This is a genomic window from Pseudomonas sp. R4-15, assembly GCF_055768815.1.
Map to the genome: position 1 here is coordinate 1,072,885 of NZ_CM147293.1, position 22,839 is coordinate 1,095,723.

The 22,839-nt window shown below is 60.7% G+C and carries 23 protein-coding genes, 2 tRNA genes and 1 pseudogene; 7 read left to right on the forward strand and 19 right to left on the reverse strand.

The window, feature by feature from the left end:
* Positions 1 to 9: 9 nt before the first annotated feature.
* The 4 genes from ACYRGX_RS05105 to ACYRGX_RS05120 all read left to right on the forward strand — a co-directional run bounded on the left by ACYRGX_RS05105 (position 10) and on the right by ACYRGX_RS05120 (position 3,432).
* Positions 10 to 654: an amino acid ABC transporter permease gene (locus ACYRGX_RS05105; protein ID WP_473055535.1), complete on the forward strand. Its 645-nt coding sequence runs from the start codon at positions 10 to 12 to the stop codon at positions 652 to 654.
* On the forward strand, positions 654 to 1,316 hold the full coding sequence (locus ACYRGX_RS05110; protein WP_473055536.1) for an amino acid ABC transporter permease: 663 nt from the start codon (positions 654 to 656) through the stop codon (positions 1,314 to 1,316). Before ACYRGX_RS05105 ends, ACYRGX_RS05110 begins: the two co-directional genes overlap by 1 nt.
* Complete coding sequence (locus tag ACYRGX_RS05115; RefSeq protein ID WP_473055537.1) at positions 1,313 to 2,107, forward strand: amino acid ABC transporter ATP-binding protein; 795 nt, start codon at positions 1,313 to 1,315, stop codon at positions 2,105 to 2,107. Before ACYRGX_RS05110 ends, ACYRGX_RS05115 begins: the two co-directional genes overlap by 4 nt.
* A gap of 119 nt (positions 2,108 to 2,226) precedes the next feature.
* A complete protein-coding gene (locus ACYRGX_RS05120) occupies positions 2,227 to 3,432 on the forward strand; it encodes an N-acetylmuramoyl-L-alanine amidase (RefSeq protein ID WP_473055538.1) in 1,206 nt (401 codons plus the stop codon).
* A gap of 106 nt (positions 3,433 to 3,538) precedes the next feature.
* Here the strand turns inward: ACYRGX_RS05120 and ACYRGX_RS05125 are convergent.
* The 16 genes and pseudogenes from ACYRGX_RS05125 to ACYRGX_RS05200 form a co-directional block, all read right to left on the reverse strand.
* Positions 3,539 to 3,614: transfer RNA gene (locus tag ACYRGX_RS05125), tRNA-Thr, on the reverse strand.
* Positions 3,615 to 3,672: 58 nt separating this feature from the next.
* Entirely contained in the window at positions 3,673 to 5,205 is a 1,533-nt protein-coding gene (locus ACYRGX_RS05130) for a DHA2 family efflux MFS transporter permease subunit (protein WP_473055539.1), read from the reverse strand.
* Positions 5,206 to 5,212: 7 nt separating this feature from the next.
* Positions 5,213 to 6,403 carry an EmrA/EmrK family multidrug efflux transporter periplasmic adaptor subunit gene (locus tag ACYRGX_RS05135; RefSeq protein ID WP_473055540.1) on the reverse strand — a complete coding sequence of 397 codons (1,191 nt, stop codon included), beginning with the start codon at positions 6,401 to 6,403 and terminating at the stop codon, positions 5,213 to 5,215.
* Positions 6,396 to 7,889 (reverse strand): efflux transporter outer membrane subunit, encoded by a 1,494-nt coding sequence (locus ACYRGX_RS05140; RefSeq protein WP_473055541.1) that lies wholly within the window; start codon positions 7,887 to 7,889, stop codon positions 6,396 to 6,398. The genes ACYRGX_RS05135 and ACYRGX_RS05140 overlap by 8 nt, the downstream gene beginning before the upstream one ends.
* On the reverse strand, positions 7,886 to 8,359 hold the full coding sequence (locus ACYRGX_RS05145; RefSeq protein ID WP_473055542.1) for a MarR family winged helix-turn-helix transcriptional regulator: 474 nt from the start codon (positions 8,357 to 8,359) through the stop codon (positions 7,886 to 7,888). Before ACYRGX_RS05145 ends, ACYRGX_RS05140 begins: the two co-directional genes overlap by 4 nt.
* 68 nt (positions 8,360 to 8,427) lie before the next feature.
* Positions 8,428 to 9,639: a methyltransferase gene (locus ACYRGX_RS05150; RefSeq protein WP_473055543.1), complete on the reverse strand. Its 1,212-nt coding sequence runs from the start codon at positions 9,637 to 9,639 to the stop codon at positions 8,428 to 8,430.
* Between the two features lie 7 nt (positions 9,640 to 9,646).
* A complete protein-coding gene (locus tag ACYRGX_RS05155) occupies positions 9,647 to 10,339 on the reverse strand; it encodes an ABC transporter permease (RefSeq protein WP_473055544.1) in 693 nt (230 codons plus the stop codon).
* On the reverse strand, positions 10,336 to 11,031 hold the full coding sequence (locus ACYRGX_RS05160) for an ABC transporter permease (protein WP_473056636.1): 696 nt from the start codon (positions 11,029 to 11,031) through the stop codon (positions 10,336 to 10,338). The genes ACYRGX_RS05155 and ACYRGX_RS05160 overlap by 4 nt, the downstream gene beginning before the upstream one ends.
* A gap of 65 nt (positions 11,032 to 11,096) precedes the next feature.
* Positions 11,097 to 11,849 carry an ABC transporter substrate-binding protein gene (locus ACYRGX_RS05165; protein WP_473055545.1) on the reverse strand — a complete coding sequence of 251 codons (753 nt, stop codon included), beginning with the start codon at positions 11,847 to 11,849 and terminating at the stop codon, positions 11,097 to 11,099.
* Positions 11,850 to 11,862: 13 nt separating this feature from the next.
* On the reverse strand, positions 11,863 to 12,636 hold the full coding sequence (locus ACYRGX_RS05170) for an ABC transporter ATP-binding protein (protein ID WP_473055546.1): 774 nt from the start codon (positions 12,634 to 12,636) through the stop codon (positions 11,863 to 11,865).
* A gap of 255 nt (positions 12,637 to 12,891) precedes the next feature.
* Positions 12,892 to 12,959, reverse strand: a tRNA-Phe gene (locus ACYRGX_RS05175).
* Between the two features lie 180 nt (positions 12,960 to 13,139).
* Complete coding sequence (locus ACYRGX_RS05180; RefSeq protein ID WP_226915509.1) at positions 13,140 to 14,066, reverse strand: ImmA/IrrE family metallo-endopeptidase; 927 nt, start codon at positions 14,064 to 14,066, stop codon at positions 13,140 to 13,142.
* A gap of 135 nt (positions 14,067 to 14,201) precedes the next feature.
* A pseudogene (locus tag ACYRGX_RS05185) lies at positions 14,202 to 14,342 on the reverse strand (helix-turn-helix domain-containing protein); the annotation flags it as partial.
* The gene (locus ACYRGX_RS05190) at positions 14,339 to 14,986 is read right to left on the reverse strand and encodes a hypothetical protein (RefSeq protein WP_473055547.1); all 648 of its coding nucleotides are present in this window, start codon (positions 14,984 to 14,986) and stop codon (positions 14,339 to 14,341) included. The gene ACYRGX_RS05190 and the pseudogene ACYRGX_RS05185, both read right to left, overlap by 4 nt.
* Positions 14,987 to 15,129: 143 nt before the next feature.
* Entirely contained in the window at positions 15,130 to 15,957 is an 828-nt protein-coding gene (locus ACYRGX_RS05195; RefSeq protein ID WP_016852236.1) for a hypothetical protein, read from the reverse strand.
* 577 nt (positions 15,958 to 16,534) lie between these two features.
* Positions 16,535 to 16,756, reverse strand: a complete 222-nt coding sequence (locus tag ACYRGX_RS05200; protein WP_123809162.1) for a hypothetical protein — start codon at positions 16,754 to 16,756, stop codon at positions 16,535 to 16,537.
* A gap of 539 nt (positions 16,757 to 17,295) precedes the next feature.
* Here ACYRGX_RS05200 and ACYRGX_RS05205 point away from each other — a divergent pair.
* Both ACYRGX_RS05205 and ACYRGX_RS05210 read left to right on the forward strand, forming a co-directional pair.
* Complete coding sequence (locus ACYRGX_RS05205) at positions 17,296 to 17,658, forward strand: hypothetical protein (RefSeq protein WP_473055548.1); 363 nt, start codon at positions 17,296 to 17,298, stop codon at positions 17,656 to 17,658.
* 298 nt (positions 17,659 to 17,956) lie between these two features.
* On the forward strand, positions 17,957 to 20,221 hold the full coding sequence (locus ACYRGX_RS05210; protein WP_473055549.1) for a DotA/TraY family protein: 2,265 nt from the start codon (positions 17,957 to 17,959) through the stop codon (positions 20,219 to 20,221).
* Here the strand turns inward: ACYRGX_RS05210 and ACYRGX_RS05215 are convergent, their stop codons facing one another.
* Positions 20,222 to 20,557 (reverse strand): hypothetical protein, encoded by a 336-nt coding sequence (locus ACYRGX_RS05215; protein WP_473055550.1) that lies wholly within the window; start codon positions 20,555 to 20,557, stop codon positions 20,222 to 20,224.
* A 268-nt stretch (positions 20,558 to 20,825) separates the two neighbouring features.
* Between ACYRGX_RS05215 and ACYRGX_RS05220 the strand changes: the two genes are divergently transcribed.
* The gene (locus ACYRGX_RS05220; protein WP_473055551.1) at positions 20,826 to 21,869 is read left to right on the forward strand and encodes a hypothetical protein; all 1,044 of its coding nucleotides are present in this window, start codon (positions 20,826 to 20,828) and stop codon (positions 21,867 to 21,869) included.
* A 387-nt stretch (positions 21,870 to 22,256) separates the two neighbouring features.
* Here ACYRGX_RS05220 and ACYRGX_RS05225 read toward each other — a convergent pair whose 3' ends face one another.
* The gene (locus ACYRGX_RS05225; protein ID WP_473055552.1) at positions 22,257 to 22,526 is read right to left on the reverse strand and encodes a hypothetical protein; all 270 of its coding nucleotides are present in this window, start codon (positions 22,524 to 22,526) and stop codon (positions 22,257 to 22,259) included.
* Entirely contained in the window at positions 22,526 to 22,747 is a 222-nt protein-coding gene (locus ACYRGX_RS05230; RefSeq protein WP_473055553.1) for a ribbon-helix-helix domain-containing protein, read from the reverse strand. The genes ACYRGX_RS05225 and ACYRGX_RS05230 overlap by 1 nt, the downstream gene beginning before the upstream one ends.
* Between the last annotated feature and the right edge of the window lie 92 nt (positions 22,748 to 22,839).

The following is a 22,839-nucleotide window of genomic DNA, read 5'->3' on the forward strand; positions in this document are numbered from 1 at the left end:
TCCACCCCCATGAATGCATACGACTACTGGGGCATTCTGCAGGGGGCGTTCACCACGGTGGGCGCCTCGCTGGTCGGCATCATGGTCGGCATTCCCCTGGGGCTTGGGCTCGCGCTACTGCGCTGGGCCCGGCTTCCGGTGGCCCGGCAACTGGCCTGGATGTACGTCAGCCTCATCCGTTCCTGTCCGGCCGTCACGCTGATCCTGCTGGTGTACTTCGGCCTGCCGCAGTTCGGCGTCACCCTCGAGCCGCTGGTGGCCGCGTTCATCTCGCTGTCGCTCACCGCCGCCGCCTTCAACTGCGAGGTCTGGCGGGCCGCATTGCTGGCCTTCGACCGCCAGCAGTACGACGCGGCGCTCGCCTTCGGTATGAGCCGCTGGTTGCGCGTCACACGCATCGTACTGCCGCAGGTCTGGCGCTCCAGCCTGCCCGGCCTGGTGAACGAGATGACCATGCTGGTGAAGTCCAGCCCGGCGATCGCGGTGATCGGCCTGGTGGAAATCACCCGTGCTGCCCAGCGCGTCGGTGCGCGGACCTACGATCCGCTGCCGCCGCTGCTGGTCGCGCTGGTGATCTACATCCTCATCGTGCTGCTGCTGATCCGCTTGCAACGGCGGTTGGAGCGACTCCGTTTCGCCATGGGAGAGGCCTGATGAACCTGAGCGATTTCATCACCGTCTGGCAGAACTACCCGGATATCCTCGAAGGTTTCCTCAACACGCTGGTGTTCATCGCCGTCGCCACCTTCGCGTCACTCGGGCTGGGGATACTGCTGACTCCGCTGCTGATGTCCGGGCAGCGTTTCTTCAATCGCCTGACCACGTTCTATTGCGAGTGCATGCGCTGCACGCCCTTCCTGCTGCTCCTGTACCTGGTGTATTTCGGGCTGCCCTCGCTGGGCCTGGAACTGGACAACTGGACCTCGGGCATCGTGGCACTGATCGCCTATAACACGGCGTACATGGCGATCGTCCTGCAGGGCACCTGGAAGGACCTGCCCGCGGAAACCATCGAGGCCGGCCGGGCCTTCGGCTACCACGGTTTCAAGCTGGTGCGCCGCATCATCATGCCGCCGGTGCTGCTGCGGGCGACGCCGATGATCGGCAACCAGGTCATCCAGATCATCAAGGACAGCGCCTTTCTCGGGATCATCGCGGTCACCGAACTCACCGCCGCGTTCAACGGCATCCAGTCGACCTATTTCATCCCCTTCGCCAGCTTCCTCTCGGCGGTGCTGATGTACTGGATCATCTGCCTCGCCGTCGAACTGATCACCTCCGTGTTTACCCGCTATGCCGAGGTCTGCCGCGCATGAACAGCTACAGCAACTCCCTACAGTCCAGCGCGGAAAAAGTGCTTCAAGTGCAGGGCATCTCCAAGTCTTTCGGAACCAACCAGGTGCTGCGCGACGTGTCGCTGGATCTGGAGCGTGGCGAGGTACTCTGCCTGTTGGGGCCGTCGGGCTGCGGCAAGTCCACGCTGCTGCGCTGCATCAACTGGCTGGAGGTGCCGGACGCCGGCAGCATTCGCCTGAACGCCCAGCGCTTCGGCGTCCACAAGGGCGGCGTGAAGTTCGCCGATGCGGAGCTTGCGCAGATGCGCGCGCGCATCGGCATGGTCTTCCAGCACTTCGCGCTCTGGCCGCATCTGACGGTGCTCGGCAACGTGATGGAAAGCCCGGTGCACGTACAGAAGCGCAACCGCCAGGAGGTGAAACAGGAGGCGCTGGAATTGCTCGCCAAGGTCGGCCTGGCGGACAAGGCGGACATGTACCCGTCGCGCCTCTCCGGCGGCCAGAAGCAGCGGGTCGGCATCGCCCGGGCACTGGCGATGAAGCCCGACATCCTGTTGTTCGACGAACCGACCAGCGCGCTCGACCCGATGCTGGTCGGCGAGGTGCTGGAAGTGATGCGCGGGCTGGCGGCGGAAGGCGCGACCATGGTGATCGTCACCCATGAAATGGAGTTCGCCCGGCATGTCGCCAGTCGCGTCATCTTCATGGATGGCGGCCACATCGTCGAGAGCGGCACGCCCGAGGCGTTCTTCGGCGCCCCCGAAACCCCACGCGCGCAGCAGTTCCTGGCGCGCTTCCGTCAGCGGGAGTGAAACAAGGTCGATAGGTAAAAGAGCGCTGCGGCTGAATGAAACCGGCGAATCAATGGAAAAAACGCCAATCGATTGTTATGTTGTAACTAGACTTTGCTTTATCCGGTAGTCGCAAGCTCATGAAAAGACGACATATGCTCAATCTGCTACTGGCGGGCATGGCCCTGCCGGTGGCCTATCGGGCGTCCGCTGCGGAGCAAATCCTCGCGCTGCGCAAGTGGGCCAGTAGTGACCGCCTGCGGATTGTCTTCGATCTCAGTGGACCGGTGACCTTCAAGACGTTCAGCCTGGAAGCTCCCCAGCGCCTCGTGCTCGATATCTCCCGAGCCCGGCTGGCGCGTCCGGCGCAGGCGCTGGTCAGCCCGGGTGGGGTGATCAAGGACGTACGCAGTGGCGCGCACGGCAGCGGCACGCGGATCGTGCTGGAGCTGACGCAGAAGGCCGAGGCGAACGTATTCACCTTGGCGCCGAGCGGCGACAAGGGTCATCGTCTGGTGCTGGACCTGCTCGACGAGAATGCGGCACCTGCCGTGGCCGATACGGCGACCACGGCAGCCGTTCCCGTGGCTAAGGTGGCGGCCTCCAACCGCGACCTGATCGTGGTGGTGGACGCCGGTCACGGCGGCAAGGATCCCGGCGCAGTTGGCCAGGGTGGCGAAAAGGAAAAGGTCGTGGCCCTGGCCATTGCCCAGGCGTTGGCCAAGCAGATCAATGCGCAGAAGGGCTACAAGGCCAAGCTGGTGCGCAACGACGACTTCTTCGTGCCGCTGCGCAAACGGGTGGAGATCGCCCGGCGATACAAGGCCGATATGTTCGTCTCCGTGCATGCCGATGCCGCGCCACGGCGCAGTGCCTCGGGCGCCTCGGTGTTCGCGCTGTCGGAAAAGGGCGCCTCCTCGACCATGGCGCGCTGGATGGCCAAGCAGGAAAACAGCGCGGATCGCTTCGGTGCCGGACAGGTCCTTTCGCTGAAGGATACCGACCCCATGGTCGCCGGAGTGATCCTCGACATGTCCATGACCGCCACCATCGGCACCAGTCTGGACCTGGGGCACAGCGTGCTGAAGAACGTCAGCAAGGTCGCCGGTACGCACCAGCGGCGTGTCGAGCAAGCCGGCTTCGCCGTGCTCAAGTCGCCGGACATTCCCTCGATCCTGGTCGAGACCGGGTTCATGAGTAACCCCCAGGATTGCCGTCGCCTGCAGAACGGCCGCCATCAGCAGCAGGTGGCGGCAGCGATTTTCGACGGAATCCAGGGCTACTTCGGCGAGAAGCCGCCGGCCGGCACCTACCTCAGCGCGCTCAAGGCACAGCGGACGGGGTAGCGGCGACTTCCGCAACGACAGGCGTCATTGCAACGGCGCCGGGCATCAACAGGCCCGGGGCGCTGAAAAAGAAAAAGGCCCGCATCGCTGCGGGCCTTTTTTCGTATGGTGCCGGCACCAAGAGTCGAACTCGGGACCTACTGATTACAAGTCAGTTGCTCTACCAGCTGAGCTATACCGGCTAAATCGGCTGGCTATTATAGCGGCGCGAACGGCGCTGTAAACCTCGAGGCAGCGGCCTTAATGGCCGCCGCCTGCTGCGGGACCGGCCTTGCCGGTGAAGGGGGGGCGGGCGAACCAGATCAGTACCAGCAGGGCGAGGAACAGCCAGCCCAGCAGGGTGAAATAGTCGATGGTGGACATCATGTAGGCCTGGCCTTGCAGTATCTGCTCGAGCTGCGTGGCCTGGCTCTGGGTGCTGCCTCCGAGGCTGTCCAGCGCGCTGCGTGTGGCAGGGTCGTAGAGGCTGATGTGCTCGGACAGGGTGGCATGGTGGAAGCTTGCCCGGCGATCCCAGATCCAGGTGGTCAGCGATGCCGCGAAACTGCCGCCGAGGGTGCGCAGGAAGGTCGCGACCCCCGAGCCATCGGCGATCTGCGCCGGGGAAAGCCCGGAGAGCAGGATGCTCAGCACCGGCATGAAGAACAGCGCCACGCCAATGCCCATGATCAGCTGGACGAAGGCGATGTGGTCGTAGTCCACCTGGGTGGTGAATTCGCCGCGCATGAAGCAGGTGAGTCCAATCACTAGGAACGAACCGCCGGCGAGCAGGCGCAGGTCGAACTTGTTGGCGTAGCGGCCCACCAGCGGCGAGAGGAACACCGGCAGGATGCCCAGCGGCGCGGCCGCCAGGCCGGCCCAGGTGGCGGTGTAGCCCATCTGCGTCTGCAGCCATTGGGGCAAGAGCAGGTTGATGCCGAAGAAGCCCGCGTAGCCGCCCACCAGCGCCAGGGTGCCGATGGTGAAGTTGTGGTTCTGGAACAGCCGCAGGTTGACGATCGGATGGCGGTCGGTGAGCTCCCAGATGATGAACACCACCAGTGCGATCGCCGAGATGATGGCGCCGGCGATGATGAAGTTCGACTCGAACCAGTCCAGGTCGTTGCCTTTGTCGAGGATCACCTGCAGTGCGCCGACGCCGATCATCAGGGCGATCAGGCCCACGTAGTCGATCGGTTGGCGAACGATGCGCTCTTCACGGCCGCCCATCTGTTGCCAGACCACCAGTACGGCGAACAGGCCAATGGGGATGTTGATGTAGAAGATCCAGGGCCAGCTGTAGTTGTCGGTGATCCAGCCGCCAAGGATCGGTCCAGCGATAGGCGCCACCACCGTGACCATCGCCAGCAGCGCCAGGGCCAGCGGTCTTCGCGAGGGCGGGTAGATGGCGATCAGCAGCGCCTGGGTGATCGGATACATGGGCCCGGCGACGAATCCCTGCAGGGCGCGGAAGCCCACCAGCAGGCCCATGTTGTGGGCCAGGCCGCAGAGCAGCGAGGCCACCACGAAGAGCAGTACCGCGCTAATGAACAGGCGCACCTCGCCGAAGCGACGACCCAGCCAGCCGGTGAGCGGCAGGGCGATGGCGTTGCTCACCGCGAAGGAGGTGATGACCCAGGTGCCCTGCTCGGCGCTCACCGCCAGGTTGCCGGCGATGGTCGGCAGGGCGACGTTGGCGATGGTGGTGTCGAGCACCTGCATGAAGGTCGCCAGCGACAGGCCGATGGTCGACAGTACAAGGCTCGGCGGAGTGAAGTTGGCTTGGTCGCTCATGGCTGGCTCAGCGCGCCCCCTGGGCGTCGGCTTGGGGAGAGTTTTCCTGGATCAGGCGTGCGATCAAGGCGTCGGCGTCGGCCGCCTGGCGGGCATAGACGTCGGTCGAGAAGGCCGCCTGCGGACGCGGCTGCGCCGCCAGGACCGGGCCATCCTGATCGTGCAGGTTGACGCTCACGCGGGTCGACAGGCCGATACGCAGCGGGTGGTCCTGCAACTGCTTCGCGTCTAGGGCGATGCGTACCGGCAGGCGCTGGACGATCTTGATCCAGTTGCCGCTGGCGTTCTGCGCCGGCAGCAGGGAGAAGGCGCTGCCGGTTCCCACGCCCAGGCTCTCGACGTGGCCCTGGTAGGTGACATCGTCACCGTAGAGGTCGGCGTGAATCTCCACCGGCTGGCCGATGCGCATCTGGCGCAGTTGGGTTTCCTTGAAGTTGGCGTCGATCCACACCTGTTCCAGCGGGATCACCGCCATCAGCGGGGTGCCCGGTTGCACGCGGCTGCCGACCTGCACGGTGCGCTTGGCGACATAACCGGTGACCGGTGCCGGCAGCGTCGTGCGTGCCCGGTCGAGGTAGGCCTGGCGCAACTGGGCGGCGGCCGCCTGGACGTCGGGGTGGTTGGCGATCTGCGTGCCATCGACCAGCGCATGGCCGGTCGAGAACTGCTGGCGCGCGCTGCGCAGCGCACTTTCGGCGGCGGCCAGGGCGTCACGGGCGTGGGCCAGCTCCTCCTTGGAGATGGCGCCGGTGGCGGCCAGCTTCTGACGGCGCTGGAAGTCGTTGCGGGCGCGTTGCAGGTCGACCTCGCGGCTCTCCACCTCGGCCTGGTAGCCGTCCACGTTGCTGAACAATCCGCGCACGTTGCGCACCGTGCGCGCCAGGTTGGCTTCGGCGCTGCGCAGGGCGACCTCGGCGTCAGCCGGGTCCAGTTCCACCAGCGGCTGGCCGGCCCGTACCAAGTCGCCGTCGTCGGCGTGGATACTGACCACGGTGCCCGCCACCTGCGGGGTGATGTCCACCACGTTGCCGTCCACGTAGGCGTCGTCGGTTTCCTCGTACCAGCGTCCATAGAGCAGGTGCCAGGCGGCGAAGGCGCCGCCACCGAGGATCACCAGGACCGCCAGCAGCGTCAGCAGGCGCTTGCGGCGGCGGGGGTTGGCGGTGTTCTGCGCGGCGTTGTTGTCGCTGTCACTCATGGGTGGAACCCTCTTGCGTCGAGGCGAATTCGTTGGGGTCGACCTGGAAGCCGCCACCCAGGGCCTGGGTCAGCAGTACGCTGGCGTCGATCTGTTGTTGGTAGAGGCTGGCGAGGGTACGTTCGGCCTGCAGCAACTGCTGTTCGATGCTCAGTGCATCGAGGTAGTTGCCGATGCCCGATCCGTAGCGCTGCATGGCCAGGTCGAAGGAGTTGCGCGCGATATCGCGGGCGCGCTGCTGGCTGTCGATCTGCCGGCGCAAGGAGGCGAGGCGGCTGATGCCCTGGCTGACGTCGCCGAGGGCGCGCACCAGCGTCTGGTTGTATTGGGCCACCGCGACGTCGTAGTCGGCATCGCGCGAGGCGAGATCGGCGCGCCGACGACCGGCGTCGAAGATCGGCAGCGACAGCGCCGGACCGATGTTCCAGAAGCGGCTGGCGGTGCCGAACAGGGCGTCGCCCAGCAACGACTCGGCACCGATGCCGGCGTTCAGGTTGAGGTTGGGGTAGAAGTTCGCCTTGCTCACGTCGATGTCACGCGCAGCGGCTTCGACCCGCCAGCGTGCCGCGACCAGATCCGGGCGGCGGCCGAGCAACTGTGCGGGCAACTGCGAGGGCAGCGCCAACTGGCCGGGGTCGAGCAACTGCGGGTCGGCGATGTCCAGGCCGCGGTCCGGCCCCTTGCCGAGCAGCACGGCCAGTTCGATGCGCGCACTGCGTACCTGCTGTTCTGCGCTCGCCAGGCTTTCCTCGGCGCTGGCTTGCAGACTGGCGGTCTGCTCGTACTGGTACTGGCTGTCGAGTCCGGCCTCGAGGCGTCCCTGGCTCAGGTCGAGCATCTGCCCGGTGCGCTTGAGATCGTCCTGGGCCAGTTGTTCCTGGCGCTGGGCGTAGGCCAGTTCGTTGTAGGCGCGCACCACGTTGGCGGATACCGTCAGGCGTGCCGCCTGGCGGTCGATCTCGGCGGCCCGCGCTTGGCCCAGGGCGGCTTCCCAGGCAGCGCGCTTGCCGCCCCAGAGATCGAAGCTGTAGTCGAAGGTCAGGCCGACCGAGCGCAGGGTGCTCAGGCGATCGCCTTGGCCGGTCGGGTCCTGGCTGCGCGATAGACGCGAGCGGGTGACGCTGGCGTTGGCGTCGAGGCTGGGGCCGCGGTCGGCATCGTAAGCTTGTGCCAGGGCGCTGGCCTGATCGGCACGCGCCTGCGCCAGTTGCAGGTCGGGGCTGTCGGCCAGGGCTTCGCGCACCAGACGGTCGAGCTGCGCATCGCCCAGGCGTTGCCACCAGTCCTCGCGTGGCCAGGCGCTGGGGGAAAGCGTGACGTCGGCGAAGCTGCGTGCGCCGCTCAGTTGGCTGGCATCGCTGAGGCGACCCTGGGGTGCCAGGCCCTGGCTGCTGGCGCAGCCGGCAAGGGTGATCAGCGCGATCGTCAGGACGAGTGTCCTGGCCGTCGAGGGATGGCTAGGCACGGGGAGTCTTGCGGATTTCATTGATGCGTCTCCGGCAGCGTGACGTGGGGTCCGCTGGCATTCACGATGCGCCGCAGCAGGCGCTCGAAGAGCTGCAGTTCTTCCGGGTCCAGGCAGGCCAGCAGCTCGTTGAGCGCGGCAGAACCGATCTCCGGCAGGCTCGCATAGAGCGCCTGGCCGCTGGCGGTGAGGCGCAGCCGTACGCTGCGACGGTCTTCCCGGCATTGGTGACGTTCGAGCAACTGCTTGGCGACCAGCCGATCGAGCATGCGGGTCATCGAGCCACTGTCCACCGAGAGCGCCCGGCACAGCTCGGCGGGGCTGCTGGCCAGGCCGTTGCCGATCAGCAGCAGCACCTTGAACTGCGCGGCGGTCACCTGCTGGTCGGCGAGCTGGGCATCGAGCAAGCGGTCCTTGAGCTGCGTGACGATGCTCAGCAGATGGCCGATGGAGCCGAGTGGGGGATAGTTTTCCGGCGTGTAATGCGACATTGCTAATATCTGCCTAGGCAGCAAAGAGTCGCCATTCTACTGCCTAGGCAGTCATTTGCAACAGCTTGTTACATTCGCCCGGCGAGGATCATCAGGTTGCGGGGGGTGAGCTGGGGGGGGCAAAAGCTGCCCAGGCGTACGCGGTAGCCGTGCTCGCTCAGGTAGAGCGCCAGGTCCAGTTGCAGCCAGAGCTCCAGCGGACGCCGGAACAGGCCGCGCAGCAGTTCGAGGTTGCGCACCTCGGCGAGTCGGCGCCAGCCGTCCGCTTCCAGCGCGGTCCAGTCCTGCTCGGGGATTTCGAGTGCCTTGCGTTGGCCCAGTTCCCGGCAGTAGTCGGCGTAGGGGCGCTGCAGCCAGGTGGCCGACAGAGAAGGCGTGGGCAGGTAGCTGTCGACGCCGCGTAGGCGCCGTTGTAGCAGGTCGAAGCCCAGGCGGCGCGCCATCGACAGGTCACGCTGGCGCCGCACGCGCTGGCCGGCGGTGACGGTTTCACTGAGCGGTAGGCCGAGGTCGTCGCGGTCCAGGCGCAGCGCCGAGGCGCCACCGGGCTTCGATAGCGGTTGGTACACCTCGGCCTGGCAGCGGTTGTAACAGCAGGGCGCCACGGCGAGCGCCGGGCTGCGCGCCTGGGTGGCATCGCGCAGCAGCTTGCGATGCAGGTCGCCGCAGGCGTGCAGCGCCACCGGGGTGCGGCCTTCGAGCAGGGCCGCGCAGTCCTCGGCGAGCACGTCCTGGCAGCGGTGTTCGGTGTGCGCGAGGCCTTGGCGGCGGGCCAGGCGGATGCCTTCGTCGACCAGTGCGTGGTCGTACTCCAGGCACGTCAGCGGTGTACCGGCGGACGCCAGCAGGTGGCCGAGATGCCCCTTGCCCGAGCACCAGTCGAGCCAGTGGCTGGGGGGCGAGGTGAACCTCAGGCGTTCGGCGAACGCGGTGATCTGCTGCCATTTGCGCCCGGGTACGTCGTTGGGCGCGGTGGGCGCCTCGCCGCGGGTGTGGGAGGGTAGCGAGCCGACGCTGGCGAGCGTTGCGGCGCGCCTGGCCCAGTCAGGGAAAGGTGCGGGCGCGTCGAGTTCCGTGGGCGCGTTGTGCGCGGCGTCCGCCTGCGCCAGGCTGCGCGAGCGCAACCAGCGGGCGAGGGCCGCGTGCTCCGGCTCCCAGGGCAGTTGCAGATAGGTGAACGGACGGGGCCGCCAAAGCGCCTGGTGCTCGATGAGGAAGGCGTCGAGCTGGGCGAAGCGCTCGGCGAAGTCCCTTTCGTCGAGCGGTCGTGGCGTGCTCAAGCGGGCCTCAGCGGCCGCCGTGCAGCGCGTCCACCCGCAGCCAGCGCTCCAGCAGGCGGAACAGCCGTACCAGGATGAAGGTGATCACCAGGTAGTACAGTCCCGCGGCGAAGAAGATCTCCACCGGCAGGTAGGTGCGGGCGATGATGGTCCGCGCCATGCCGGTGAGGTCGAGCAGGGTGATGGTGCTGGCCAGGGCGCTGGCCTTGAGCATCAGGATCACTTCGTTGCTGTAGGCCGGCAGGCCGATGCGCGCGGCGCGCGGCAGGATGATACGCAGCAGCGCCTGCGACTTGCTCATGCCCAGCGCGCGGGCGGCTTCGATCTCGCCCGGCGGCACCGCCTGGATCGCGCCGCGGATGATCTCGGCGATGTAGGCGGCGGTGTGCAGGGTCATGGTCAGCACCGCACACCAATAGGCGTCGCGCAGGTAGGGCCAGAGCGGCCCTTGGCGGATGAAGTCGAACTGCGCCGCGCCGTAGTAGACGAGGAACAGCTGCACCAGCAGCGGCGTGCCGCGGAAGAAGAAGATGTAGCCGTAGGGCAGCACGCGAACCCAGAAATGCCGGGAGGAGCGGGCGATGCCCAGGGGCAGCGCCAGCAGCAGGCCGGCAACGACCGAGAAGCCGACCAGTTCCAGCGTCAGCACGGCGCCTTCGGAGAGTCGCGGCAGCCACTTGATGATGACTTCCCAGTTCATGCGTTGCTCCTGACGAAGCCCCGTGCGGCGCGCCGCTCGAGGAAATGCATGCCGGTCATCGCGATGATGGTCAGGCTCAGGTAGATGAGTGCGGCGACGAAGTAGAAGGTAAAGGGTTCCTTGCTCGCCGTTACCGCGATCTGCGATTGGCGCATGATCTCTTCCAGGCCGATCACCGAGACCAGCGCGGTGTCCTTCATCAGGATCATGAACAGGTTGCCCAGGCCGGGCAGGGCGACGCGCCACATCTGCGGCAGGATCAGGCGCCAGAGAATTCTCGGGCGGCTCAGGCCCAGTGCCAGGCCGGCCTCGCGATGGCCCTTGGGTATGGCGAGGATGGCGCCGCGGAAGACTTCGGTGGCGTAGGAGCCGAAGCACAGGCCCAGGGCGATGGTGCCGGCGGCGAAGGGCGACAGCTCCAGGCTGCGCATGCCCAGCAGTTCGGCGAGGTGGCCGAGGATGCCGACGGTACCGAAGTAGATCAGCAGTACCCAAAGCAGCTCGGGAATCCCGCGAACGATGGTCGAATAGGCTTCGCCCAGCCAGTGCAGGGGGCGATAGGGGGATGTCTTGGCCAGTGCGCCTAGCAGGCCCAGCACCAGTCCCAGGGCCAGCGCCGAAAGCGCCAGGCGGATGGTCATCAGGGTTCCGGCGAACAGCGCCGGACCGAATCCGTAGAGGTCGAAAATCATCGGCAGGGGCATGTTGGTGGAGCGACGCGGTCAGGCTCGGCCTGGCCGCATCGCTCCGGAGCGGATCAGTAGATGCTGAACGGGAAGTACTTGGCGTTGATCTTCTCGTAGGTACCGTCGGCGACGATTTCCTTCAGCGCGGTGTTGAGCTTCTCGCGCAGCGGGTCGCCCTTGCGCACGGCGATGCCGATCTTGTCGTTGTCGAACACCGGCTTGCCCTTGAACTCGAAGTCCTTGCCGGCGTCGCTCTTGAGCCACTCGTACTGCACGAAGGTATCGGCCAGCACGCCGTCGATACGGCCGGCAGCGAGGTCGAGGTAGGCGTTTTCCTGGGTGTCGTACAGCTTGATGTCGACGACGCCGTCCAGGTTGTCTTCCAGCCAGGTGCCGGCGATGGTCGCGCGCTGGGCACCGATCACCTTGCCCTCAAGGCTGTCCTTGTCGCTCTTGAAGTCACTCGACTTGGGCGCCACGAACTGCAGCTTGTTGGTGTAGTAGGGATCGGTGAAGTCCACCGCCTGCTTGCGTTCGTCGGTGATCGACATGGAGGCGACGATGAAGTCGAATTTCTTCGCGTTCAGCGCCGGGATGATGCCGTCCCAGTCGGAGGTGACGACTTCGCACTCCTCGCCCATCTTCTCGCAGAGCGCGTGGGCGATGTCCAGGTCGAAGCCGACCACTTCACCGCTGGAGTCGATCAGGTTGAAGGGAGGGTAGGCCCCCTCGGTGCCGATGCGCAGTTTGTCGGCGGCGCTGGCAGCGGTTGCGAACGTCAGTGCGGCGAAACCCGCCAGCAGAATTTTCTTGTAGCTCAGCATCTGGTGTTGCTCCTTAGCGATGGCTTGACATGAACTGTTTGCAGCGGGCCGATTGGGGGGTTTCGAAGACCTGCTGTGGCGTTCCCTGCTCCTCCACCAGGCCCTGGTGGAGGAACACCACCTCGCTGGAAACCTGGCGGGCGAAGTTCATTTCGTGGGTCACCAGCAGCATGGTGCGGCCTTCCTCGGCCAGTGCTCGGATGACGTTAAGCACTTCTTGTACCATTTCCGGGTCGAGCGCGGAGGTCGGCTCGTCGAATAGGATCACCTTGGGTCGCATGGCCAGGGTCCGGGCGATCGCGGCACGCTGCTGCTGGCCGCCGGAAAGCTGGTTGGGGTAGGCGTGACGTTTGTCGGCGATGCCGACCTTGGCGAGCAGCGCCTCGGCAACCTCGCTGGCCTCGGCCTTGCTCTGGCCGAGCACCCGGCGCGGCGCCTCGATGATGTTGTCCAGCACGCTCATGTGCGGCCACAGATTGAAGTTCTGGAAGACGAAACCGATCTCGCTGCGCATGCGGTTGATCTGGCGGTTGTCGGCGGCGACCAGCTCGCCGTTCTTGGCGGGCTTGAGGCGCAGCTCTTCGCCGGCGACGATGATCTGGCCCTGGTGCGGGTTTTCCAGCAGATTGATGCAGCGCAGGAAGGTGGACTTGCCGGAACCGGACGAGCCAAGGATGGAGATGACGTCTCCGTCGCGAGCGGTCAGCGAGATGCCCTTGAGGACCTCGAGATCGCCATAGCGCTTGTGCAGGTTGCGGATTTCCAGCGCGGGCGTGGCCTCGGCCATGGGGTCTCCTCTTCTGACGGGGGGATTACGCAACGGCCGCCGCCTCGCGTGGCGCCAAGCTAGCATAGCGACATGACAGCGCCAAGACCGCGTGGGGCGGGCGCTACGGGCCTTGCGGCGGGGTGTCGCATCGTTGCAAGACGCTGTCGCGGCGCCCCTGTGACGGGTGCACGGAGCGCCCCGATATGGTGCGCCCGGCTTTCCCGCAGCAGAAAAACAAAAGGCCCGCCGAGTGGCGGGCCTTTCGAGAAATGGTGGTGCCCAGGGACGGAATCGAACCGCCGACACGGGGATTTTCAATTCGCCAGTGTCACCATTTCACCAGGTACCAGTAAGGCTCCAGCGAGTCACGGTACATTACAGTAAATCACTATAAAATCAACGCATTAGGTCTCGATGCGTCACAGTCGGGAAAATCAGTACTGTACCGGTAGTGTACCTCCAGACACCACCTCTTAGGGAGAGTATGTCCTTGGGGCAACAGGCACTGGATGACTCATCTTTCAGCGGCGATTGAACGGGATGATGCTAGCCCCGTCAGCAGTAGTGTTGGCAGGTGCCTTACGGGCGAGTCCTGCTTTGAGTCTGGATAGGTTTACGACAGATGCTCTCTGACTCAGATAGCCATCAGGCAAACCTGTAAGCCGCTCGATATCAGTTGCCGCCAGCCCTATGTGGTTTGGTACTGACTCCACCGGCATAACGCCCGAGGACGCTAACAGTTCGATTGTCCTTTTCAGCAGACGAGGTTGTTCGGGGGCTCGTGCATCATCACCCGGTTCGGATTTGACTCCCCAACGGGCAGAGCGCCGTTTGAAGAGCAGTGTCTTTGCCTCCTGGTCAATGATCCCCAATGCCTCCAGCCGCATAATGATCGCGGCTACAGAGACCCCCCAGCGCTGCTTCAGCAGGAGCAAACTGTCCAAGGTAACTGGAGTCTTCACTTCTGCTGCAAACGCTTCTGCAGGCAGTAAAAAGGCTCCAGCAAAGCGATGTGCCTGCGACTCCATCTGCTTGTATCGAACTGGATCTGTTGAACGGTCAATGCCCTTGTGTAGTACGAGGTGTCCCAATTCGTGCGCTAGATCGAATCGGCTGCGGAAGCCGTTTGCCTTGTCTGCGGACAACAGAACCATTGGACGCTGCAGCGCTGCACTCCACGCGGATAGGCCTTCAATAGGTGCAATCCCTGTTTCTTCGCGGATTAGAATGACCCCTGCGCCTTCGACTGCAAGGGCGAGATCTGGAATTGCCCGCCGGCCGAGGTTCCACAGATCTCGGCACTCACAGGCCGCCTCTTCGATGTCAGCATCACTGATTTGCTCTGGTGCTTTGAACTCCCGGATAGGCAGGTTCACTTCCGGGAAGTCCACAAACTCTTCAAGCGCGATTGAAATATCTTGAGCCCACTCAAGACGCGCTTCGAGCATATCGCGTGCAGCCACATGGGCAGATGCGTTACTACGAAAAAGCGGTACAGACACCTTCGTGGGCAACGGTCGTGTAAACCACTCCGGGCTAACATTTATGACGGATGCGAGCCGTTCCAACGTCTCTGCCTCCGGTGCCTGTTGCCCCGACCTCCACTTGCTAACGGTTGCGGGCGAAACGCCGACCATTGCCGCAAGCTGTACTTGAGGTAAACGACGGGCCGCGAGAGCTTGGCTCAGGCGGCCCGGGTTGAAACCATTAACTCCCCGACTCATGACTGATCTTTCCGTTTTTTTGCTGCCACACCAGGCTTGAGCTTCGGTTTCGCCGTATCTGGCTGTAGTGGGTTTTCGATCTCGAAGTAGCGAGAGCAGAAACGCTCTAAGGGTTCCTGGAAGATCCAGGACTTCATCTCTTTGTCCGGTACCGCAACATAGATAACCTGTGGCGTATCTGGCTGAATCTCCATCGATCCGCTGAAGGCAGCCACGAAAAACAGAGACGCCTGTGAGACTGGCTGAGCATCAAAAAGTGCTGGCTGTATGAATTGTTCAATTGCCCGGTTGGCCTCAGCCAGATGTCGACGTGTGATGCTTCGGCGAGCGTTGTTCCAAACTCCAGCAGAAATGTTGAATCGGCTCAAGGCAATCACGCCAGAGCGACCTACAACAAGGCCATTGCCTCTGATCGGAGTCGGATTGGCATTTCCAGCAACGAGCGCATCATTGAAAGCTTCGTTCATATGGAAATGACGCATCTGACCTACGGCGTTCTTCACATGCCCCTTATTCATGCCCTTTGCAGATGCGTAGCCCCGCATAGCTCCAGTGTTCAGCGCGTCCTCAACGCCCAGCATGAGATCGCGGGGAACGTTTCGCATGATGAATTCAGCAATAGCCTTGCTACTACGTTGGGACATTTGGAGTGCTCACTAGGTTTCGTTATGCGGGATTCTACACTCAAAAAGTTTCGTGTAAAGCGTTCTTGAGTCGCGGTAGCTTTCTTGTGGTTCGGCTTGGTGCGTCTCGCAGCCACCTAGCGCCAGACCGCAGCGGATGCGTGTCAGAACCCAAACCCTTGGTACCATCCGATCCCTCGGGCGAGTAGCAGGCCAAACACGAATGTCACAATGCAGAGTGGCCAGTTCAGCATCGTAGTGATGGCAGATAGGCGCTTGGATACGCTGTTATAGTGCTTGCGATAGTAGGCTTTGGATGCCTTCAGTCCGGAAGCTTTCTCCCGGATAACGTCCAGTTCGCGCCAAGCCTGGCTAAGTGCAGAAAAGCCATAGTACGGCTCGATGTTCGGCCAATGGCTGTAGGGGGCGAGATCTGCCACGGTGAGATCGGGGGCGGAGCGGCCGCCTGCACCAGGTGTATCGGTCCAGATAAACCTGATTCCAGAATTGGTGTAGAGCTTGTTACGGCGCTCACGATTTTCTGGCCCTGCATCTCCAGCGATTACCATGATTGGGACGATCCGGGCAGACGGATCAAAGCTTTTTGCCCAGCTAGTTATCTTATGGAATAGGTAGGTGCCTATGTGCAGGCCACGGAGGGCAGATTCAATCATTACGCTTCCGTTGGTCAGCTTTACGCTATTGTTATAGCTCCTAAAGTTTCCGCCCATGGTACTGACCACCATACCTTCTCGGTGGCCATAAGGATGCCCATATAGGTAGGTAGCCTTGACATCTATGCTGGCCTCGACATGTGTTTGGTCGCCCACTTGCTGTACGTACTCGCGCGTTTGGGTCTCAACGAGAAGGAAATGCACGCGTTTACTGTGGGACAGAGACTCCGTTACGGAGATGATCTCGAAGTCGCTATTGTCCCTTTTATGGGTGGCGTTGATCTGTACGCAGACAGCTGGAGACGTTATCTCTGACATGCTGAAGCTATTCCTTATGAAACTGAACCGAATCCTGGCTTCGGATGAAACCCATCCGATCTAAAGCTACCCTTTCTGCCGATTTTCGGCGAGTTATTGGCGCGATCATGGTCAGACCGCTCGTAATTAGCGGGGCATTCATTTGGAGTTGACGAGAATGGCGAGCAAAGTCGTCCAACTTGTGTCGATAAGCGAGCGAGAGCCGCCACCACGATTTCGCTGCCCTCTACCGGAGACGATGCATTCAGAGGTGGAGTCAATAGGTCTAGAGGAGCGGTTGGGGGCCTGTGCTGTGAAATTTCAAATAGACAGCGTGCAGTACCAGGATATCTTTTCATGTTTAGACGAGGCTCTGCTTGTTGCAGGGCTGCTGCGCTCGCCGGCGGTGGGGGCAAGTGACATTAGGATTCTGGCTTCTAAGAGTGTGGAGGGGAGCTACGGTTCGGCGACAGAGTGGGGCCGCTCCAGATTAGGTGATGCAGCTCTGCGCGATTTGTTGAGTTGGTGGGCGTTGTAAAGAATACAGTTGGCTGGCCCCATCTGGCCGATAGTTAGATGAGGCCAAGAGTGTTGCTGCCTAAGTTGCTGAAATCATATTTTGCAAAAAGCGTTTGAAGGCGCGCTCAGCGCTTTTATGGTTGGCGACTTCGGCATATGCCCCGACAACCTTTTCGCAAGCCGGGGCAAGAAGGTTTCGTAAGGCTTTGAGCTCGGATTCAGCCCGAGGGCTCTCCAATCGTGGGTTGGCGCTTACTAGTACATCGTCCAATACAAGATCGGGTATAGTTTTCTTAGCCATTTGGGACCCTCCTTCGGTCTCGGGTGGTAGGTGCTGGTCTGGGTTGCCGCCCTGACCAGCACCGCTTCCTTACTCTACTTTCCCTCCTTGTTTCCGTCCAGTCTGTCTGTATGTTTGTTTTTCTTTTTTAAAAAAAGAGCAGACATACAAACAAAGAGATAAATTTGCCGTGTTTAAGCTGTTGTTATTTAAGGGCTTTTTGTTTTTATGGTGAACGTTTATGGGGTGTAAGGTGAACGTTTATGGGGCAAAGGTGAATAGATATGGGGCGCAAGGTGAAAGCTTATGGGGTGGAGAGTGAAAATTTATGGGGAGCCATGGTGAAAGGATATGGGGCGAAAGGTGAATGTTTATGGGGTGGACGGTGAAAGGATATGGGATGAAAGGTGAAAACTTATGGGGTATTGTGGTTTTTTATTGATTCTGTGATGTTGATAAAAATAAATTCTATTCGGGGTTTGTGATGCATTTTATTGGGCTAAAGCCCGAGCGATTTCGGTGTGGCGGAATTTTCCTCGGGGTTTAATAGGTCTTTTCCCATGGAAAACCCCGAGTGGGACAAAAGTCACTTAATTTTGCGCTTGTTGACTTACTGCTTGGCTATCGTGAGCATTTTAGCACCTGTCGAGATTTTACAAAGGTTGCTCCAAATGAATGCGGTTACGATGACTCAGCAGAACCAGAAAGCAAAATTTGAACAAGACTTTTTGAATCGATTTGGTCCGTTAGTTTCCCAAAGCCAGCTTGCTGATCTATTGGGAATGACTGCCAGAGGGTTGAGCACATTTCTATGGCGCAAAACTGAGTTAGCTATAGGCATTCGAGAGTGTCGAGTTAAAGTTGGTCGAAGAGTGCTTTATCGCACTGTAGAAATTGCGGGGCTACTCGCATGCCAACAGTAAATTTCGATGCGATTCTAGGTTCTCCTGCATTCACGCGATTTACTCATCGTGCCTTTTATCTGCTGTTGCTACTGACTAACCTGGGAGCTCCACTAGGCCAGCATCGCGTATGGGGTGGATTACCAGGCTGGTGGGTGTTCCCCATAACTGCCGTACTGGCCCTTTTTGCCGTGCAGCAGTACTTGTCCGGCGGAAGTCAGTTTTATGCTCTCGCCGGCATCCCGTATGCCCTGCTGTATGTGCATGACGCTCTTTGCACTCCTTTAGTTCTACCGCCAGCACAGCGGAGAGCGGCCAGATGAGAAAATCACTGCTGCTCTGCCTATTCCTGGCCGTGGTTCTTGGGGGAACAGCACATGCTGACTCCCCTGGAGGACTGAGCCAATTCACCCCGCCACCAGGTGACACGTCAGTCGACTTTCTGGAAGAAGTATTCGGCTCAATCGTGGGCACCATCCACTCCGGCGGAAACGTGGAGGGCGGTGAGACCGAGGACGTGCTGGGCAGCATGATGTCCGTGTTCGGTGGTGCCGTCATGTTCTTGGGCATGCTCTTTATCGCCTACACCACGATCAAAGGCACCGTCGATTCCGCTCAGGATGGCGAGGTCCTCGGACGGAAGATGAGCGACATCTGGATTCCATTGCGTACCGCTGCAGGCGGCGCCCTGCTGCTACCGCTTGGGCATGGCTATTCGCTTATCCAGATCATGGTGCTATGGCTTGCTATTCAAGGCGTCGGGGTTGGGGATGCAATCTGGAGCCAAGCCGTCGACCAGATCGGCAAGGACGGGATGCTGTCGCGGCCGCTGATCCCTGACTCCCGACCGCTCGCGGCCAACATCCTGAAATTCGAAGTCTGCACCGCGGCAATGAACAAGCAGTTCGAGGCCTCTGGCCGGTCAACTCGCATCCAGGCTGTCGCATCCACCCGCAAGGTCGTCAATACCGGGGAGATCGACGTCGACATCACCGATGCCATACCGGTCTACGGCGGCATCAACATGGTGCAGAAGTACAACAAGGCGAGTTACAACGTCACCGACTACAAGTGGAAGGCTAACGACAACTCCTACATCAACCCAGATGTGTGCGGCGCCCTCACCTGGAAGCAGTCCTGGGAGGCCTCGGAGGGCAACAGCAACACTAAGGTCATCAAAGAACCGATTCTCGCGGCACACGCCAAAGCCATCCAGCAGATGATCCAGGATATCCGGCCGACGGCACAGCAGATCGTCGCCGGGCAAAAACCTGCCCCGGGCGTAATAGACGCCGCGGCGAACACTTACGAAAACTCACTTCGCGCCGCCGCCAAGACCGCTGTGATGCAAACCAGTGATCGCGCTGCAGCGGACTTCCTCAAGGCCGCCAAGGACGGCGGCTGGCTGTTCGCCGGCACCTGGTACAACCACATCGTCAAAATGAACGACGTGATGCAATCCACGTTGAACGGACTGCCGGCAGCCGATCCTATCGCCATCGTCGACAAGGAGACCAAGGAGACACTCCAGACATACGCCGACGTCATGCTCACCGCCGACGAATATGCCAAGCACCGCGTCGACTCGGTCCGGAACACCTACTACGCCGAGACCAACGTGCGGGAGCCCCGTGACGGAGAAGGCGCCTGGGAGTACGTCAAAAAGATGATGTCCGCCCCGTTCATGGGCGCGATCAACCAGATGACGCAGAGCATCGCTGGTTCCAACCTCAACCACATGAGCCAGATGAAAAGCTTCGGTGACGTTATCGTCACTATAGGTGAGGTAATGCTCGCTGCGATGGCCGGAGTGAGTGGAGCTGCAAATTCGCTGGCGGCCAAGGTCACTGTGGGAAGCGTCTTCGACGTAGGAGCCGTAATTCAGTTCGCGTCTGGCCTCGTGACAACGTTGGTGCTGTTGCTGTTCTTTTTCGGTGTGACGTTGAGCACCTATGTGCCCATGATCCCCTTTATCACCTGGACGACCTCAATCGTGAACTGGTTCGTTCTGGTGCTGGAGTCTGTTATTGCCGCTCCGCTGTTCGCTGTCGCGCACATTCACCCGGACGGTGATGACACGGTCGGACGTGCGGGCCAGGGTTACATGATGATCCTCTCGCTCGTGATGCGGCCTGCCCTGATGCTATTCGGCCTGGTTGGAGGGATATTGCTCACCCAGCCTATCGTCGGCTACATCAATGCGGCCTTCATGTCTGTCGTCTCGGGGATCCAGGCGGACAGCATGACCGGCATGGTGAGCTTCATCGCCTACGTGGCCATCTACGTTGTGATCATGACTACGGTCGTGCACATCGTCTTCAGCTTGATTCACTGGGTACCGGACAACATTCTGCGTTGGATCGGCCAAGGCGCTACCGGGGGCATCGCGGACGCTGAGCGCACTGGCGATGGTGGGCAGGACGTGTTTGTGGCCGGTGTTAGGGAAAGCAAGCACGGGGCCGCTGGTGGCCTGGGTGGTGGAGCGAGACACGGCAAGGGACCAGACAACTCTAGTCCTGGCACTTCTGGCCGAGGCATGCCAGACAACAACACACTGCTGGGTGGGCCGCCACCTGGAGGTTAATTACCTCCGGGGGCGTGAACTTGGCCCCTCATATCCGCGATCTTCCAGATATCTATCAAAAGCCTTCTGACGAAGCGAGTCTCTGTTTTCTTTTGCCAGTAATGGAGAGTTAGGAGAGGTCTTTCTTAACTCTTCCAACAGCAGAAGCAAAACGTAGTTATTCGCCTCAAAGTGGCCCTGCATAATTTCGATGCGTTCATTCAGTGCGTTCACTTGATGTTTCAGATTCTCTGAATGCGAGCGCCATTCATTAATTGCAGCTTCGTATGATGCTTGGGTTGCACGAGAGTGCGCGTAACCAGCAGATAGGCCAACTTGATATCCGGAGGATGACATTGAAAGTCTCCTTGCGTAAGGCGATGAGAGTATTCAAGCAAAGTGATCTCAGATGTACAAGGATCAGACAAAGAAAAAGTCGCATGTGACCTAAAAGTTGATGAGCCATGTGTGACCTAAAAAGGATAGGTCGTAAGTGACCTAAAAATAAAACACATTCACGCAGCTGCGTGAATGTGGGCACCGGTCGCCGGAACGGCGATTCGCGTAGCGAAAGGTGCCCTTTCAGCCAACCGGTTCAAGCGACTTAGGTCACTGGAGAAGCGTTATGAAGACCCAGGAAGAGATTTTTGAGCTCATAAGGACAGCCCGCCAACGAATGAAGGCGCTGCCATCCAAGAGGCTAATCAAGTCGACTGACGATGGTTATGTGCGCGAATTCAACCGTATGGTTGGCGATGAAGGGGCTAATCCAGAGAAACTATGGTCAGCAATCTGCGCGACTCAAAGTAAGTCCACATATCGGAGAAGAGTGGCCGCAACAATGCATTGTTGCCGCGTTCAGCTTCAGGAAGCATTGCGGAGCCAAGATGTGGCCCAGCGTGCGGGTGATATGAGCGCCCTCAGATACCAAGTAGCAGTGATCGAAGAGGTAATCGGAATCCTGAATATTGTTGACAGGCACAAAGGGCAGTGTCCTCTCGAAAATACGGTAAGGCGGAAGTCGAAACGATCTGACTTGAAATACCTGCCTGGCAATTGGCGGAATCAATTGTATAAGCAACTTGAGGGGAGCAAGTACGAACTGGCTTATCTGGTGGAGGCAGTGTCGGGTTGTCGGCCTGGTGAGCTCGAAAAAGGCGTAAAAGTGATTTGCTCCAAAGAAAGCGGGCTGTTGACTATCCGGGTCGACAGCGGGGTCAAGGTGACTGAGCAGAAAGGCCAGCCCTGGCGCGAGATCACATATCGCTTCGATCAGAATCCGTTGGTCAGGGCTCTTTTTGAGACTTGCACAAATGTTGTGCCGGGAGCAGAAAGAATCGAGACGACAGTTATCGGCATCGAGAAAAGTACCAACTGGCGTGCAGCGCTGTCGTCGGCCGGGCAGACGCTATGGCCGACACTGAAATTCAGGGTCTGTCCGTACCACCTCCGAAATGCCGCAGCCAGCGACTGGAAACGGGCCGGGCTGAGTGAAGAAGAGATCTCGGCTGCTCTAGGCCACTGCGTAACCAAGACCTCCAGCAACTATGGTCAGTTCCAGATTGGGCAGGGTAGTGGCGGATTGAGCCCTGTTGCGGTAAGAGCTGCACGGCCCGTCCTACAAACCCGCAGTCCCACACCTCGAGAGCATGTGCGGATAAATTTATAGCGTTCCGTGGAAGCAGGCTCTGATCCTCTTAGGTAGATTCAGTACTCATGAGCAACGATAAAGATGCGGACAGCTTTGCCCTCAAAGGTGAGTCTAAAAATACTTGGCGAGTAGCCTGCGAGCATACGAATGATGGTAGTGGAGACGTAATCCTCTCCTTACCCGATGAACTCTGCGATGCTCTGGGCTGGACGGTAGGCGACGTTCTGACAGTCGAGTTCGGGCACGAAAACACATGGGTTCTCTCGAAGAAAAAATGTACGTAGGATCGGTAACGGCCTCCGATCGGCCGCGAGCTCCCTTTCCGGCGTCCCTGCCGACGCTGGTGGCCTAGCCCGGGCAAAAAGCCGCCCGGGCTAGGCGCGGCATCCATGCCTCACCAGCTCACTATTTCGTTGAGCTATTCGGGAAGTAGAACGAGATCACCAAGGTGACCAGGGGCAGTGCACCGATTTTGACCAGTTCGAAAATCTGGCTGACCCCCTGATTCTCAGGCCAGATACCGTGGGCAGTGAACACGCCGACACAGATCAAGGCCAGCCAGAACAACACCTGCCGAGCGAAGCGTAGGCGTTCACCTTCGTTGATGCTCACGCCCCCTGGGGAGTCAAAGACCTTCCCCAGGTCGATATCTCCGGATGCATTGTCCTCAGCCATCAGATGCCGACCACCCGGCCGACCGCTTCAAGCTTGTGGTCTTCGTTTTCTCGCACGATCCCGAGAGAAAACCCCTTACCTTTCCGTTTCTCCTGGTCAGCAACCGCTAGGAGAGCGAAGGCGCGGCGCATGGCCTCTGCCTTTGTAATGCCGTTGCGTTTAGCGATCTCGGTCAGTTTTTCATCGATCTCTTGGGAGAGGTCGAGCGTCAGTCGAGACATGATTCACCTCCGTTGGTAGGGCGGAAATTTTACTGACAAATGCAGTATAACCAGAGAAAGCGGGAAAATGGGGAAAACCGACGAAACCCCGA